This window comes from Burkholderia sp. IDO3, assembly GCF_003366075.1.
Taxonomy (GTDB): Bacteria; Pseudomonadota; Gammaproteobacteria; order Burkholderiales; family Burkholderiaceae; genus Burkholderia; species Burkholderia anthina.
On the sequence record NZ_CP028963.1, the window covers coordinates 116,554 to 131,670 of the forward strand.

8 protein-coding genes are annotated in these 15,117 nt (G+C 67.3%); 6 read left to right on the forward strand and 2 right to left on the reverse strand.

Annotation, left to right across the window (positions count from 1 at the left end):
- Positions 1-14: 14 nt before the first annotated feature.
- Positions 15-440: a F0F1 ATP synthase subunit epsilon gene (locus DCN14_RS14965; RefSeq protein WP_096506708.1), complete on the forward strand. Its 426-nt coding sequence runs from the start codon at positions 15-17 to the stop codon at positions 438-440.
- Between the two features lie 246 nt (positions 441-686).
- A complete protein-coding gene (locus DCN14_RS14970; protein WP_096506707.1) occupies positions 687-2,414 on the forward strand; it encodes an AMP-binding protein in 1,728 nt (575 codons plus the stop codon).
- A gap of 726 nt (positions 2,415-3,140) precedes the next feature.
- Here DCN14_RS14970 and DCN14_RS14985 read toward each other — a convergent pair.
- On the reverse strand, positions 3,141-3,944 hold the full coding sequence (locus tag DCN14_RS14985; protein ID WP_096506705.1) for a transporter substrate-binding domain-containing protein: 804 nt from the start codon (positions 3,942-3,944) through the stop codon (positions 3,141-3,143).
- Between the two features lie 149 nt (positions 3,945-4,093).
- Between DCN14_RS14985 and hemE the strand changes: the two genes are divergently transcribed.
- From hemE to DCN14_RS15005, 4 genes are all read left to right on the forward strand, one after another.
- Positions 4,094-5,188, forward strand: a complete 1,095-nt coding sequence (gene hemE / locus DCN14_RS14990) for a uroporphyrinogen decarboxylase (RefSeq protein ID WP_096506704.1) — start codon at positions 4,094-4,096, stop codon at positions 5,186-5,188.
- 448 nt (positions 5,189-5,636) lie between these two features.
- The gene (locus DCN14_RS14995; protein ID WP_096506703.1) at positions 5,637-7,898 is read left to right on the forward strand and encodes a primosomal protein N'; all 2,262 of its coding nucleotides are present in this window, start codon (positions 5,637-5,639) and stop codon (positions 7,896-7,898) included.
- A 396-nt stretch (positions 7,899-8,294) separates the two neighbouring features.
- Positions 8,295-12,227: a trifunctional transcriptional regulator/proline dehydrogenase/L-glutamate gamma-semialdehyde dehydrogenase gene (gene putA, locus DCN14_RS15000; protein WP_096506702.1), complete on the forward strand. Its 3,933-nt coding sequence runs from the start codon at positions 8,295-8,297 to the stop codon at positions 12,225-12,227.
- Between the two features lie 84 nt (positions 12,228-12,311).
- Positions 12,312-13,451 (forward strand): branched-chain amino acid ABC transporter substrate-binding protein, encoded by a 1,140-nt coding sequence (locus tag DCN14_RS15005; RefSeq protein WP_096506701.1) that lies wholly within the window; start codon positions 12,312-12,314, stop codon positions 13,449-13,451.
- A gap of 125 nt (positions 13,452-13,576) precedes the next feature.
- Here DCN14_RS15005 and DCN14_RS15010 read toward each other — a convergent pair whose 3' ends face one another.
- Positions 13,577-15,094: an AMP-binding protein gene (locus DCN14_RS15010; protein ID WP_096506700.1), complete on the reverse strand. Its 1,518-nt coding sequence runs from the start codon at positions 15,092-15,094 to the stop codon at positions 13,577-13,579.
- Positions 15,095-15,117 lie beyond the last annotated feature (23 nt).

A 15,117-nucleotide genomic window follows, 5' to 3' on the forward strand; every position in this document is an offset into this window, starting at 1 on the left:
CGACAGGAGTCGATATGGCAACCATCAAAGTAGACGTCGTCAGCGCGGAAGAGCAGATCTTCTCGGGCCAGGCGAAATTCGTCGCGCTGCCGGGCGAAACGGGTGAGCTGGGTATTCTGCCGGGTCACACGCCGCTGATCACGCGGATTCGTCCGGGTGCGGTGCGCATCGAAGTCGAGGGCGGCAACGACGAATTCGTGTTCGTCGCAGGCGGCATTCTCGAAGTGCAGCCGGGCGCCGTGACGGTGCTCGCCGATACCGCGATCCGCGGCAAGGACCTCGACGCGGCGAAAGCCGAGGAAGCGCGCAAGCGTGCCGAGGAAACGCTGCAGAACGCGAAGTCGGACCTCGACCTCGCAAAGGCGCAATCGGAGCTCGCGACCGCGATGGCGCAGCTCGAAGCGATCCAGCGTCTGGCGAAAGTTCGCAGCCGGCACTAAGCCGCGCGCGCGTACCTCGCGAAAGAAAGCAGCCTTCGGGCTGCTTTTTTTTCGCCCGCGGCCGGTGTGCCGCGTCGTTTCGTCCGGTCGTGCTATTTCATCCATCCGCCGCGATTTGATGTCAGAGTGTCGTCAGCGGAGCGCGGCATCATGCGCGGTGAGGCTGTCCGCCCCAATGGCGGCGGAGCGGGCGCATGCGTCAGTCGCGCGCCCGGGCCGATCAGACAAAAACGGATGGAGACATTGATGGCAGCAGACCTTGGCAAGGCGGCGCTGATCGCGCCCGAAAACGGACTGTCGTACGTGCGCGGCGAGGCCGGTGTACCACTCTCCGAAGCGACGATCGGCCGGTTCCTGCTCGACACGGCCGGCCGCTTTCCCGATCGTCCGGCCGTCGTGTTCCGCGAACAGCAGGTGCGCTGGACGTGGCGCGAGTTCGCGCACGAGATCGACGTGCTCGCGGCGGGCCTCGCCGCGCTCGGCATCGCGAAGGGCGATTGCGTCGGCATCTGGTCGCCGAACCGCAGCGAATGGCTGCTCACGCAGTTCGCGACCGCGCGCATCGGTGCGATCCTCGTCAACATCAATCCGGCCTACCGGCTCGCGGAGCTCGAATACGCGCTGAACAAGGTCGGCTGCAAGGCCGTGATCGCGGCCGAGCGCTTCAAGAGCTCGGCGTACGTCGAAATGCTGCAGACCATCGCGCCCGAACTCGCGAGCGCGACGCCTGGCGACCTGCATGCGGCGCGCGTGCCGAGCCTGCGCACGGTTGTGTCGATGGGCGAGGTGGCGCCGGCCGGGATGTTCTGCTTCGCGGACCTGATGGCGCGCGGCCGCGACACGCTCGACGTCGCGGCGCTCGATGCGATCGGCGCGACGCTCTCGGCGACCGACCCGATCAACATCCAGTTCACGAGCGGCACGACCGGCAGCCCGAAGGGCGCGACGCTCACGCACCGCAACGTCGTCAACAACGCACGGTCGATCGCGATGGCGATGCGCTTCACCGAGCAGGACTCGCTGTGCATTCCGGTGCCGCTGTATCACTGTTTCGGGATGGTGCTGGCGGTGCTCGCGTGCGTGTCGAAGGGCGCGGCGATGGTGTTCCCCGGTGAAGCGTTCGACCCGGTCGCCACGCTCGCGGCCGTGGCCGACGAACGCTGCACCGCGCTGCACGGCGTGCCGACGATGTTCATCGCGGAGCTCGATCATCCGGCGTTCCCGAAATTCGACCTGTCGACGCTGCGCACCGGCATCATGGCCGGCTCGCCGTGCCCGATCGAGACGATGAAGCGCGTGGTGTCGCAGATGCACCTGTCGGAAATCACGATCGCGTACGGGATGACGGAGACGAGCCCGGTGTCGTTCCAGAGCTCGACCGACGATCCGCTGGAGAAGCGCACGACGACGGTCGGGCGCATCCAGCCGCACCTGGAAGTGAAGATCGTCGATCCGAACGGCGATATCGTGCCGGTCGGTGCGACGGGCGAGCTGTGCACGAAGGGCTATTCGGTGATGCTCGGCTACTGGGACGACGACGCGAAGACGCGCGAAGTGCTGGTCGACGGCTGGATGCATACGGGCGATCTCGCGACGCTCGATGCGGACGGCTACTGCAACATCGTCGGCCGGCTGAAGGACATGGTGATTCGCGGCGGCGAGAACGTGTATCCGCGCGAGATCGAGGAATTCCTGTTCAGGCATCCGAAGATTCAGAGCGCGCAGGTGTTCGGTGTGCCGGACGCGAAGTACGGCGAGGAGCTGTGCGCGTGGATCGTGCTGCGCGCGGACGAGCACATGACCGAGGACGACGTGCGCGCGTTCTGCAGCGGCCAGATCGCGCACTACAAGATTCCGCGTTATATCCGTTTCGTCGACGAATTGCCGATGACGGTGACGGGCAAGGTGCAGAAGTTCGTGATGCGCGAGCGGATGATCGACGAGCTGAAACTCGGCGTGCAGAAGACCGCGTAAGGCGGTCTGGCGGCGGGAAAAACGCGGCGGCCTGCGGGCCGTTGCGTTTTCTATGGACGAAAAAAAGCGGGCTTATTAGCCCGCTAAAAACCACACGCTACGGGGTTAGCGCGAGGAGACCAAAGATGAAACCGTGTCCGGCGGGGGGCCGGAAACGACTCCAACAGGGATGCCCCTCGGAAGGGCTTCGGTACGTGACCGACTGGCTCGCAGCGCTTCGCGTCCGCTCACACTTGGCACACGAGACCGCATCCGTGTTGAAACCGTTGAAGCCATTGTGGGCGAATTAATGACCCCTCGCGGTAACAAAGTGTTTCAGGTTGTAACGCCCGCCAGATAAGGCTTTGCGGGATTTTTTGCTGTTTTCGGGGTGCTGAAAAAGGCAATATTTACCCGTCTTTTCGGCGGAGTTTTCATCGCATGCGCGCGACGCGTTTTTCGTGCGTTTTCGCGTCGGTGAATTGCCGATTTGCACGGCGAAAATGGCATCGCACGACAGATACCACGCATGACGATTGAATCGTCAGAAAGATTTTGAAACGTGATCGGCGCGCGCAATAGTCGGCCATTTGGCTAATTTTGCGGTTTTATGCGATGCGTGCGGCCGGTCGATGTGTAACGGCGGTGCGCGTGGTGCCGCCGCACACCGCCGTTCGCGGCGGGTTTGCGGGGCGCGACCGCGGGGTCGCGCCCGTTATCGAGCGCGCCCGCCTAGGCCGGATCGGCTTACTTCAGCCACTTGTCGGAGATCGCCTGGTATTCGCCGGTCGACAGCGCGAGGTGCAGCCACTGGTCGACGTACTGCTGGAACACGACGTCGCCGCGCGGCACCATGTACGCCTTCTCGCCGAACTGGAACGGCTTGTCCGGGTGCACCGAGCACAGGCCCGGATTCAGCTTTTGCTGCAGCAGCGTTTCGGATGCATCGGTCACCATCACGTCCGCCTTGCCCGCGAGGATCTGCTTGAAGATCGTCACGTTGTCCGGATAGACGGTCAGGTTCGCATGCGGGAAAAACTGCTTCGCAAAGCGCTCGTTGGTGCCGCCGGGATTCACGATCACGCGTGTCTCGGGCCGGTCGATCTGCGCGACCGTCTGGTACTTGCCGGCGTCGGCGCAGCGCGCGATCGGCGTCTTGCCGTCGACCACGTACGGCTGCGTGAAGAACGCGCGCTTCTGGCGCTCGAGCGTCGTCGAGACGCCGCCCACGGCGATATCGCACTTCGCGATGAAATCGTTGGTGAGGTTCGACCAGCTCGTCTTCACGAAGTCGGCCTTTACGCCGAGCGATTTCGCGAGCGATTCGGCCATGTCGATGTCGATGCCCTCGAAGCGGCCGTCGGTTCGGTAGTACGAATACGGCTTGTAGTCGCCGGTCGTGCACACGCGCAGCGTGCCGCGCGCGATCACGTCGTCGAGTCGCGAGCCGGCGGCGGGCGCGGCAGCGGCGGCCGAGCCGGCCTGCGCATGCGCGGTGGCGCAGCAGAGCATGGCAGCCGTCGTGAGCGCCAGCGTGGCGAACGTCTTCATCGGTCTCCTCCTTCATTCGGTTTGATATCAGCGTCCGATCATAACGGAGCCATCGCGCGCGTCATATGGCCGCCATCGCATCGGCATACGCAGCCGTGCGGCCCCGCTCCGGTAAAATGCTGCTTTGCCTTCGCATCGTCGCTCCTACCGTGGCCCATAACCTGCTCAACGACACCTTCCTGCGTGCGCTTCTGCGCGAGCCGACCGACTACACGCCGATCTGGCTGATGCGCCAGGCGGGCCGCTATCTGCCCGAATACAACGCGACCCGCGCGCGCGCGGGCAGCTTCCTCGGCCTGGCGAAAAATCCCGACTACGCGACCGAAGTGACGCTGCAGCCGCTCGATCGCTTTCCGCTCGACGCCGCGATCCTGTTCTCGGACATTCTGACGATTCCCGACGCGATGGGCCTCGGCCTCGACTTCCAGGTCGGCGAAGGGCCGAAGTTCGCGCATCCGGTGCGCACCGAGGCCGACGTCGCGAAGCTCGCGGTGCCGGACATCGAGGAGACGCTCGGCTACGTGACCGGCGCGGTGCGCGAGATCCGCCGCGCGCTGACCGACGCCCAGGGCCGCCAGCGCGTGCCGCTGATCGGCTTCTCGGGCAGCCCGTGGACGCTCGCGTGCTACATGGTCGAAGGCGGCGGGTCGGACGACTTCCGCACGGTGAAGTCGATGGCGTATTCGCGCCCCGACCTGATGCACCGGATCCTCGACGTGAATGCGCAGGCCGTGGCCGCGTACCTGAACGCGCAGATCGAAGCCGGCGCGCAGGCCGTGATGATCTTCGATACGTGGGGCGGCGCGCTGGCGGACGGCGCGTACCAGCGCTTCTCGCTGGACTACATCCGCCGGGTGGTCGCGCAGCTCAAGCGCGAGCACGACGGCGAGCGCGTGCCGGTGATCACGTTCACGAAGGGCGGCGGCCTGTGGCTCGAGGAAATCGCGGCGACCGGCGTCGACGCGGTCGGGCTCGACTGGACGGTCAACCTCGGCGCCGCACGCGAGCGCGTGGGCGGCCGCGTCGCGCTGCAGGGCAACCTGGATCCGACGATCCTGTTCGCGCCGCCGGCTGCGGTGCGCGAACAGGCGCGCGCGGTGCTCGACAGCTACGGCAACCATCCGGGCCACGTATTCAACCTCGGCCACGGGATTTCGCAGTTCACGTCGCCGGATCACGTCGCCGAACTCGTCGACGAAGTGCATCGCCACAGCCGCGCAATCCGTAGCGGAGCGGCAGGCTGAATGCAAGGGCAGTTATGTTGCACTGCGGGGTAGCGGCGTTTCGCTGTCTGCGCTAAACAGGGCGCAACCCCGCCCCAGTTGCCGATTCCTTGCTTGTCAAGACTTGACTTATGCACATTTTCCACGTTGCAGCGCGGTAGAGCCCTGTATCGGTCGAATTGTCTCGCTATGGTTGGGTAATTTGAATAGCAGCCTTATGGAATAAGGCTCCGCGGGGCGCGGCAATGGGCGGCCGAAAACGGCGGAAAGCACGGCCCCGCGTGCTTCGCGGCTGTTGAACGGCGAGTTCTCAACAAAGTTATCCACAGGCTGGCCAGGGTATACGGCGATTCCTAATGCGAATCCAAAACTTAGCGCCGAATCTGAAGTTTTACTTTAAGTTCGCCACCTTGACGCGGACACGGGTGCAAGTCGTCCGCACCGCCCGAGTCGCTGCCGGAGTGCAGTGATGGACGGCACGTACCTGCGGGTCGCGCTCGACCATCCGCTCGCCACCCTGTTCGACTACCGCTGCGACGTGCAGCCGGCGCCTGAGCCCGGCACGCTCGTGCAGGTGCCGTTCGGCAAGCGGCAGGCCGTCGGGCTCGTCTGCGAAGTAACGACTCACACCGATGTGCCGCCGTCCCGGCTGCGCGCGATCGACGCCATCTGCACCGAACTGCCGCCGCTGTCGCCGGACTGGCTCGCGCTCGTCTCGTTCGCGGCCGACTACTACCAGCGCGGGCGCGGCGAAGTCGCGCTGCCGGCGCTGCCGCAGGCGCTGCGCGACGCGCAGCGCTGGGGGCGGCTGCTTGCTCCCGAGGTTCGCTACCGGCTGACCGACGCCGGCCGTGCTGCGCTTCCCGACGCGCTGCCCGCGCGCGGGGCTGCCCTGCGCCGGCTCGCGCAGGCGCTTGCCGACACCGATTCGCTGACGCTGCCCGATGCGCGCGTGCTGCATCCGAAGGCGGTCGCGACGCTCGACGACTGGGCGGCGCGCGGCTGGGTCGCCGCCGAGGAAATCGGCTGGGCCGATGCACCTGTGCCCAAAGCTGTGGATAACCTGTCGACAACCAGTGGACGAACTGTGCCGCCGGCGCTCACCGACCAGCAGGCCGAGGCGCTGGACGCGATTCGCGCGGGCCAGGGCTTCGCGCCGTTCCTGCTGCACGGCGTGACGGGCAGCGGCAAGACCGAGGTCTATCTGCACGCGCTGGCGGCGCTGCTCGACGCGCGGCCGGACGCGCAGGCGCTCGTGCTCGTTCCCGAAATCAACCTGACGCCGCAGTTCGAGGCCGCGTTTCGCGCGCGCTTCGCGGGCACGCTGGCCGACGACGCGATCGTCACGCTGCACAGCGGACTCGCCGAAGGCGAGCGTGCGCGCAACTGGCTCGCCGCGCATACGGGCCGCGCGCGGATCGTGCTCGGCACGCGCCTCGCGGTGCTCGCGTCGCTGCCGACGCTTGCGCTGATCGTCGTCGACGAGGAACACGAGCCCGCGTACAAGCAGCAGGAAGGGTTGCGCTATTCGGCGCGCGATCTCGCCGTCTGGCGCGCGAAACACCTCGGCATTCCGGTCGTGCTCGGCTCGGCGACGCCGTCGCTCGAAAGCTGGTGGCAGGCCGAGCAAGGCCGCTACACGCGGCTCACGCTGTCGCGCCGCGCGGTGGCCGACGCGACGCTGCCCACCGTGCGGCTGATCGATCTCGAAGAGGAGCGGCGGCGCGGACGCGCGTCGATGGGCGGGCTGTCCGGGCCGCTCGTCGCGGCGCTGAAGGCGCGGCTCGAGCGCGGCGAACAGAGCCTCGTATTCCTGAACCGGCGCGGCTACGCGCCGCAGCTTGCATGCGACGCATGCGGCTGGGTCGCCGGCTGCCCGCGCTGCAGCGCGTACGTCGTGCTGCACAAGCCCGAGCACGCGCTGCGCTGCCACCACTGCGGCTGGGAAGCGCGCATTCCGCGCTCGTGTCCGGAGTGCGGGAACGTCGACATCGCGCCGCTCGGGCGCGGCACGCAGCGCATCGAGGAGGCGCTCGCCGAGGCCGTGCCGGGCGCGCGCGTGTTGCGGATCGACGCGGACAGCACCCGCCGCAAGGGCAGTGCGCAGGCGCTTTTCTCGGACGTGCATGCGGGGGAAGTCGACATTCTCGTCGGCACGCAGATGATCGCGAAGGGGCACGACTTCCAGCGCGTGTCGCTCGTCGGCGTGCTCAATGCCGATACGGCGCTGTTCTCGCACGACTTCCGCGCGAGCGAGCGGCTGTTCGCGCAACTGATGCAGGTGAGCGGCCGCGCGGGGCGCGCGGGCCTGCCGGGCGAGGTGCTCGTGCAGACGCGCTATCCGCGTCACGCGCTGTATCACGCGCTCGGGCGGCAGGATTATGTCGGCTTCGCGAATTCGACGCTCGGCGAGCGTCGCGATGCGCATCTGCCGCCGTTCGTCTACCAGGCGCTGCTGCGCGCCGAAGGGCGCACGCTGGATGCGGCGCTCGCGTTCCTGCAGCAGGCCGCGGCCGCGTTGCCGGGGCTGCCGGGCGCCGATCGCGTGACCGTGTACGACGCGGTGCCGATGACGATCGTGAAGGTTGCGAACGTCCATCGAGCGCAACTGTTGCTCGAAAGCGCGTCGCGGGCCGCGCTGCAGCATGCGCTGCGCGCATGGCAGCCGGAGCTGCGTGCGCTGAAGGGCGTGCTGCGGTGGAGCGTCGAGGTCGATCCGCTGGATATCTGAGTATCCGGGCGGCGCCGGCGCGGCTGTCGCGCTGCCCGTCACCGTCTTGCCGTCCGGTGCCCGGGCCGACCGCCGGGCCGCGCCATCTCCCGTCTCTCGCTCCCGCTCCGCCCGTTGCGCGGACTCGCCCGCACACCAGTGCAACCTGTTTCCTCTCGCCGTCGTACGCACCAAAGGTTGCGCATATGGGCCGAATCGGCCCCGATCAGGGAAAACACCGATCCGCCGACCACGGGCAACCCCTAGGTTGCAACCATCTAAGTGGCTGATTATATTGACTAACTTTAGGGTGCAACCTGTCTCGCAATTTGGTTGCACCTTTTTATTGCGTGCCGTAGGATTTCGCGCATCCTCTCACACCATATTGCCGGGCTCGCACCGGCGCACGAACCCACCATGGCAAGCACGACTCTCGGCGTCAAAGTCGACGACCTTCTCCGCTCGCGCCTGAAAGACGCGGCAGCGCGTCTCGAGCGCACTCCCCACTGGCTGATCAAGCAGGCGATCTTCGCGTATCTCGAGCGGATCGAGCACGGCCAGTTGCCGCCCGAGCTGTCGGGCAGCAGCGGTGTCACGGAGCTGGCCGACGCGCAGTCGACGGACGGCGACGACGACAACTCGCCGCATCCGTTCCTGGAGTTCGCGCAGAACGTGCAGCCGCAATCGGTGCTGCGCGCGGCGATCACGGCCGCGTACCGTCGCCCCGAGCCGGAGTGCGTGCCGTTCCTGCTGGGCCAGGCGCGCCTGCCGGCGAACCTGCAGGCCGACGCGCAGGCGCTCGCGACGACGCTCGTCGAGGCGCTGCGCGAGAAGAGCTCGGGCGGCGGCGTCGAAGGGCTGATCCACGAGTTCTCGCTGTCGAGCCAGGAAGGCGTGGCGCTGATGTGCCTGGCCGAAGCGCTGCTGCGCATTCCCGATCGCGCGACGCGCGATGCGCTGATCCGCGACAAGATCAGCAAGGGCGACTGGCGCTCGCACGTCGGCCACGCGCCGTCGCTGTTCGTGAACGCGGCGACCTGGGGGCTGATGATCACCGGCAAGCTCGTGACGACCAACAGCGAAGCGGGCCTGTCGTCGGCGCTCACGCGCCTGATCGGCCGCGGCGGCGAGCCGCTGATCCGCAAGGGCGTCGACATGGCGATGCGCCTGATGGGCGAGCAGTTCGTCACCGGCGAGACGATTTCCGAAGCGCTCGCGAACAGCCGCAAGTACGAAGCGCGCGGCTTCCGCTACTCGTACGACATGCTCGGCGAAGCGGCGACGACCGAAGAGGATGCGCAGCGCTACTACGCCTCGTACGAGCAGGCGATCCACGCGATCGGCAAGGCGGCCGGCGGCCGCGGCATCTACGAAGGCCCGGGCATCTCGATCAAGCTGTCGGCGCTGCACGCGCGCTACTCGCGCTCGCAGCAGGACCGCACGATGAGCGAACTGCTGCCGCGCGTGCGCGCGCTGGCGCTGCTCGCGCGCCGCTACGACATCGGCCTGAACATCGACGCGGAAGAAGCGGACCGTCTCGAACTGTCGCTCGACCTGCTCGAGGCGCTGTGCTTCGATCCGGATCTCGCGGGCTGGAACGGCATCGGCTTCGTCGTGCAGGGCTACCAGAAGCGCTGCCCGTTCGTGATCGACTACCTGATCGATCTCGCGCGCCGCAGCCGTCACCGCCTGATGATCCGTCTGGTGAAGGGCGCGTACTGGGACACCGAAATCAAGCGAGCGCAGGTCGACGGCCTCGAAGGCTATCCGGTCTATACGCGCAAGATCTACACGGACGTGTCGTACCTCGCGTGCGCGAAGAAGCTGCTCGCGGCGCCCGACGCCGTCTACCCGCAGTTCGCGACGCACAACGCCTACACGCTGGCCGCGATTTATCACCTGGCGGGCCAGAACTACTACCCGGGCCAGTACGAATTCCAGTGCCTGCACGGAATGGGCGAGCCGCTGTACGAGGAAGTCACCGGCCGCGACAAGATGAACCGTCCGTGCCGCGTGTACGCACCGGTCGGCACGCACGAAACGCTGCTTGCGTACCTGGTGCGCCGTCTGCTGGAGAACGGCGCGAACACGTCGTTCGTGAACCGCATCGCGGATAAAGCCGTGTCGGTGAAGGAACTGGTTGCCGACCCGGTCGACGAGGCATCGAAGGTTGTGCCGCTCGGCGCGCCGCACGCGAAGATCCCGCTGCCGCGCAACCTGTACGGCGACGAACGCCCCAACTCGATGGGCCTCGACCTGTCGAACGAACACCGTCTCGCGTCGCTGTCGTCCGCGCTGCTCGCGAGCGCGCACCATCCGTGGCGCGCGGCACCGATGCTGGCCGACGATGCGCTCGCCGACGCACCGGCGCGCGACGTGCGCAACCCGGCCGACCAGCGCGACATCGTCGGCACGGTCAGCGAAGCGACGGCCGAACACGTGAGCGCGGCGCTCGCGCATGCGGTGGCTGCCGCGCCGATCTGGCAGGCGACGCCGGTCGATGCGCGCGCCGACTGCCTGGTGCGCGCGGCCGACCTGCTCGAAGCGCAGATGCACACGCTGATGGGCCTGATCGTGCGCGAAGCCGGCAAGTCGCTGCCGAACGCGATCGCCGAAATCCGCGAAGCCGTCGACTTCCTGCGCTACTACGCGGCGCAGATCCGCGACGAATTCTCGAACGACACGCACCGTCCGCTCGGCCCCGTGGTCTGCATCAGCCCGTGGAACTTCCCGCTCGCGATCTTCATGGGCCAGGTAGCCGCGGCGCTCGCGGCCGGCAACACGGTGCTCGCGAAGCCGGCCGAACAGACGCCGCTGATCGCCGCGCAGGCCGTGCGTTTGCTGCGCGAAGCCGGCGTGCCGGCCGGCGCGGTGCAACTGCTGCCGGGCACGGGCGAAACCGTCGGTGCTGCGCTGGTCGCCGATCCGCGCACGCGTGCGGTGATGTTCACGGGTTCGACCGAAGTCGCGCGCCTGATCAACAAGACGCTGTCCGCGCGCCTCGACCCGGACGGCAAGCCGATTCCGCTGATCGCCGAAACGGGCGGCCAGAACGCGATGATCGTCGACTCGTCGGCGCTCGCGGAGCAGGTCGTCGCGGACGTGATGCAGTCGTCGTTCGACTCGGCCGGTCAACGGTGTTCGGCACTGCGCGTTCTGTGTCTGCAGGACGATGTCGCGGACCGCACGTTGACGATGCTCAAGGGCGCGATGCACGAGCTGGCGCTCGGCAATCCGGACCGGCTGTCGACGGACGTCGGCCCGGTGATCGACGCCGAAGCGAAGCAGACGATCGACACGCACGTTGCGTCGATGAAGGACAAGGGGCATGCGGTCACGCAACTGCCGTCGCCGGAGGCGTGCGCGCACGGCACGTTCGTGCCGCCGACGCTGATCGAGATCGGCAGCGTCGACGAATTGAAGCGTGAGGTGTTCGGCCCCGTACTGCACGTCGTGCGTTACCGCCGCAGCCAGCTCGACAAGCTGCTCGACGCGATTCGCGCGACCGGCTACGGCCTCACGCTCGGTATCCACACGCGGATCGACGAGACGATCGCGCACGTGATCTCGAATGCGCACGTCGGCAACATCTACGTGAACCGCAACGTGATCGGCGCGGTGGTCGGCGTGCAGCCGTTCGGCGGCGAAGGGCTGTCGGGCACGGGCCCGAAGGCCGGCGGCGCGCTGTATCTGCAGCGGCTGCTGGCGACGCGTCCGTCGGGCCTGCCGCGTTCGCTCGCGCAGATGCTGATCGCGGACGGCGCGGTCGCAGGCGAGCAGCGCGACAATCCGGCGGCGGCGCTCACCGCGCTGCGCGACTGGCTGATCGAGCAGCGCGAGCCGGCGCTCGCCGCACGCTGCGACGGTTATCTCGCGCAAGTGCCGGCCGGCGCAACCGCGGTGCTGAGCGGGCCGACGGGCGAGCGAAACACGTATACACTCGGCCCGCGCGGCACGGTGCTGTGTGTCGCGGCGACGCCGGGCGGCGCCCGCGCGCAGTTCGCGGCGGTGCTGGCGACGGGCAACCGCGCGCTGTTCGCCGGCGCGGCGGGCGAGGCGCTGGCGGCCGCGCTGCCGGCTGCGCTGAAGGCGCATGCGGCCGTGCGCAAGCAGGCCGACGCACCGTTCGACGCGGTGCTGTTCGAAGGCGACAGCGACGAACTGCAGAAGCTCGTGAAGGACGTCGCGCAGCGGCCGGGCCCGATCGTGTCGGTGCAGGGCGTGTCGGTGGGGGCGTTCGAGAACGGCGATGCGGAAGACTACGCGCTCGAGCGGCTGCTGACCGAGCGCTCGGTCAGCGTGAACACGGCCGCGGCGGGCGGCAATGCGAATTTGATGACGATCGGCTGATCATCCTTGCCGTTCGGATCAATCAAAGGAAGCGGCAAGGCGATCCCGAAGCCGCTCCATTTACCCTGGTACCAAGGAGATGCTATGCAACACACGATGAAAAAGCTGGCAGGCGCGACGTTTGTCGCAGTCATGTCGCTTGCGGGGACGGCCCATGCGGATGATGTGAAGATCGGTTACGCAGGGCCGATGACGGGTGCCCAGGCACACTACGGCAAGGATATGCAGAATGGGATCGTGCTCGCGGTGGAAGACTTCAACGCGACGAACCCGAAGATCGGCGGCAAGCCGGTGAAGTTCGTGGTCGAGACGCAGGACGACCAGGCTGACCCGCGCACCGGCACGACGGTTGCGCAGAAGCTGGTCGACGACGGTATCAAGGGCATGCTCGGCCACTTCAACTCGGGCACGACGATCCCGGCTTCGCGCATCTACGCGAACGCCGGCATTCCGGAAATCGCGATGGCGACGGCACCGGAATACACGCAGCAAGGTTACAAGACGACCTTCCGCATGATGACGTCCGACACGCAGCAGGGCTCGGTGGCGGGCACGTTCGCGTCGAAGGATCTCGGCCTGAAGAAGATCGCGATCGTCGACGACCGCACGGCCTACGGCCAGGGTCTTGCCGACCAGTTCGAGAAGGCCGCGAAGGCCGGCGGCGCGACGATCGTCGACCGTGAATTCACGAACGACAAGGCAGTCGACTTCAAGGCGATCCTGACCAAGATCAAGGCGACGAAACCGGACCTCGTCTACTACGGCGGCGCGGATTCGCAGGCAGCGCCGATGGTCAAGCAGATGAAGACGCTCGGCATCACCGCACCGCTGATGAGCGGCGAAATGGTGAAGACGCCGACGTTCCTGAAGATCGCAGGCCCCGCGGCCGAAGGCACGATCGCATCGCTGGCAGGCCTCCCGCTCGACGAAATGCCGGGCGGCAAGTCGTACGCCGAGAAGTACAAGAAGCGCTTCGGCGAAGACGTGCAGACCTACTCGCCGTACGCATACGACGGCGCGATGGCGATGCTCAACGCGATGAAGAAGGCCGATTCGACCGATCCGGCGAAGTACCTGCCGGTGCTCGCGAAGACCGACATGGCCGGCGTCACGTCGACGCACGTCGCGTATGACGCGAAGGGCGACCTGAAGAACGGCGGCATCACGATGTACAAGGTCGAGAAGGGCGAGTGGAAGCCGCTGAAGAGCATCGGCGGCAAGTAAGCAGCATGGGAGTCACGGGCGGCGTCGAGAGGCGCCGTCGTGCGCAGCATGTGAAGAAGCCCACCGGGCCGTCGGGTCCGGTGGTTTTTTCTTTTTTGGATGCGGATGCGGCCCGCGTTTCGACGCTACTCGCGCCGCACGCGCAGCAGGAATTTCTGCAGCTTGCCCGTCGGCGTGCGCGGCAGCGTTTCCACGAACACGAATTCGCGCGGGATCTTGTAGGCGGCGAGCCGTTCGCCGCAGAACGCGCGCAGCGCGTCCGCATCGGGCGCGGCCCCGGCGCGCATCACGACGTGCGCGACGACCGTCTCGCCCCAGTCCGGATGCGCGACACCGACGACGGCCGCTTCCACGATCGCCGGATGCGCGCCGAGCACGTCCTCCACTTCCTTCGAATAGACGTTCTCGCCGCCCGTCACGATCATGTCCTTCAGCCGGTCGACGATGAATAGATAGCCATCCTGATCGATCCGTGCAATGTCGCCGGTGCGATACCAGCCGTCCGGCGCGAACGCGGCGCGCGTCGCGGCCGCGTCGTCGAGATAGCCGAGCATCATGCTGTCGGCCTTCAGCCAGATCTCGCCGGTTTCGCCGGGCTGCGCATCGCGCGCTTCGTCACCGTTCATGGACACGACGCGCAGGTCGACGCCGGGGCCGCCCTGGCGGCCGATCGAGCCGGCCTTCGCGATCTGCTCGTCCGGATACAGCGTGGTGCCGGCCGGGCCCGTCTCCGTCATTCCGTACACCTGGAAGAACGCGTGGCTGCGGTACGCGCGTGCGAGCCGTTCGGCCTGCGCGGCGCCGATCGGGCCGCCGCCATAGAGCCACGCGCGCACGCTCGACAGGTCGAACGTCGCGAAGTGCTCGATCGTGTCGAGCGGCAGCGTGTACGACACCGGCGCACCGAAATACAGCGTCACGCGTTCGCGCTCGATCGTCTGCAGGAAGCGCAGCGGATGGTATTCGCGCAGCAGCACGACGGTGCCGCCCGCATACAGCGTGCCGCCGAACCAGTTGTTCAGCGGCGACGAATGCCAGATCGGCATCGCCATCAGCGTGCGTTCGTTGCGGCCGATCCCGGTCGCGAGCGCGGCCGCCATCGCCGCGAACGTCACCGTGCGGTGGCTGTGCACGCAGCCTTTGGGGCGGCCGGTCGTACCGGACGTGTAGAGGATCTGCGCGACGTCGTTGTCGGCCGGCTCGATGCCCGCGATGCCGTCCGTCTTCGCGCACATCGCGTCGAAGTCCGGCACGCCGTCGGCACGGCCTTCGGTGACGAGCCGTTGCGCCGGATGGATCACGCGCGACAGCACCGGCGCGAGCGCCGCATCGAACAGGATCACCTTGCTGCGGCTGTGTTCGAGCACGTAGTCGACTTCCGGCGCCTGCAGCTTGTGGTTGACCGGCACGAACGCGGCGCCGAGTCGCCACGCGCCGAACATCAGGTCGACGAACGCGGGCGTGTTCACGCACATCGCGGCGACACGGTCGCCGGCCGCGACGCCGAGCGCGCTCAACACGGCCGCCGCGCGATGCGAGCGCTCGCGCGCGGCGGCGTACGTGATCGTCGTGTCGTCGTGGATCAGGAACGGCTTGTCGGGCGTCGCGCGGGCGGCGCGATCGAGGGCGGCGACGAGATTCATCGGGGCTCCGGGCGGGCGTGACG

What these genes read in the sequence shown, in the direction of transcription:
- DCN14_RS14965 (WP_096506708.1), top strand. Translation starts at nt 15, where the DNA reads ATGGCAACCATCAAAGTAGACGTCGTCAGCGCGGAAGAGCAGATCTTC.
- DCN14_RS14970 (WP_096506707.1), top strand. Translation starts at nt 687, where the DNA reads ATGGCAGCAGACCTTGGCAAGGCGGCGCTGATCGCGCCCGAAAACGGA.
- DCN14_RS14985 (WP_096506705.1), bottom strand. Translation starts at nt 3,944, where the DNA reads ATGAAGACGTTCGCCACGCTGGCGCTCACGACGGCTGCCATGCTCTGC.
- DCN14_RS14995 (WP_096506703.1), top strand. Translation starts at nt 5,637, where the DNA reads ATGGACGGCACGTACCTGCGGGTCGCGCTCGACCATCCGCTCGCCACC.
- putA (WP_096506702.1), top strand. Translation starts at nt 8,295, where the DNA reads ATGGCAAGCACGACTCTCGGCGTCAAAGTCGACGACCTTCTCCGCTCG.
- DCN14_RS15005 (WP_096506701.1), top strand. Translation starts at nt 12,312, where the DNA reads ATGCAACACACGATGAAAAAGCTGGCAGGCGCGACGTTTGTCGCAGTC.
- DCN14_RS15010 (WP_096506700.1), bottom strand. Translation starts at nt 15,094, where the DNA reads ATGAATCTCGTCGCCGCCCTCGATCGCGCCGCCCGCGCGACGCCCGAC.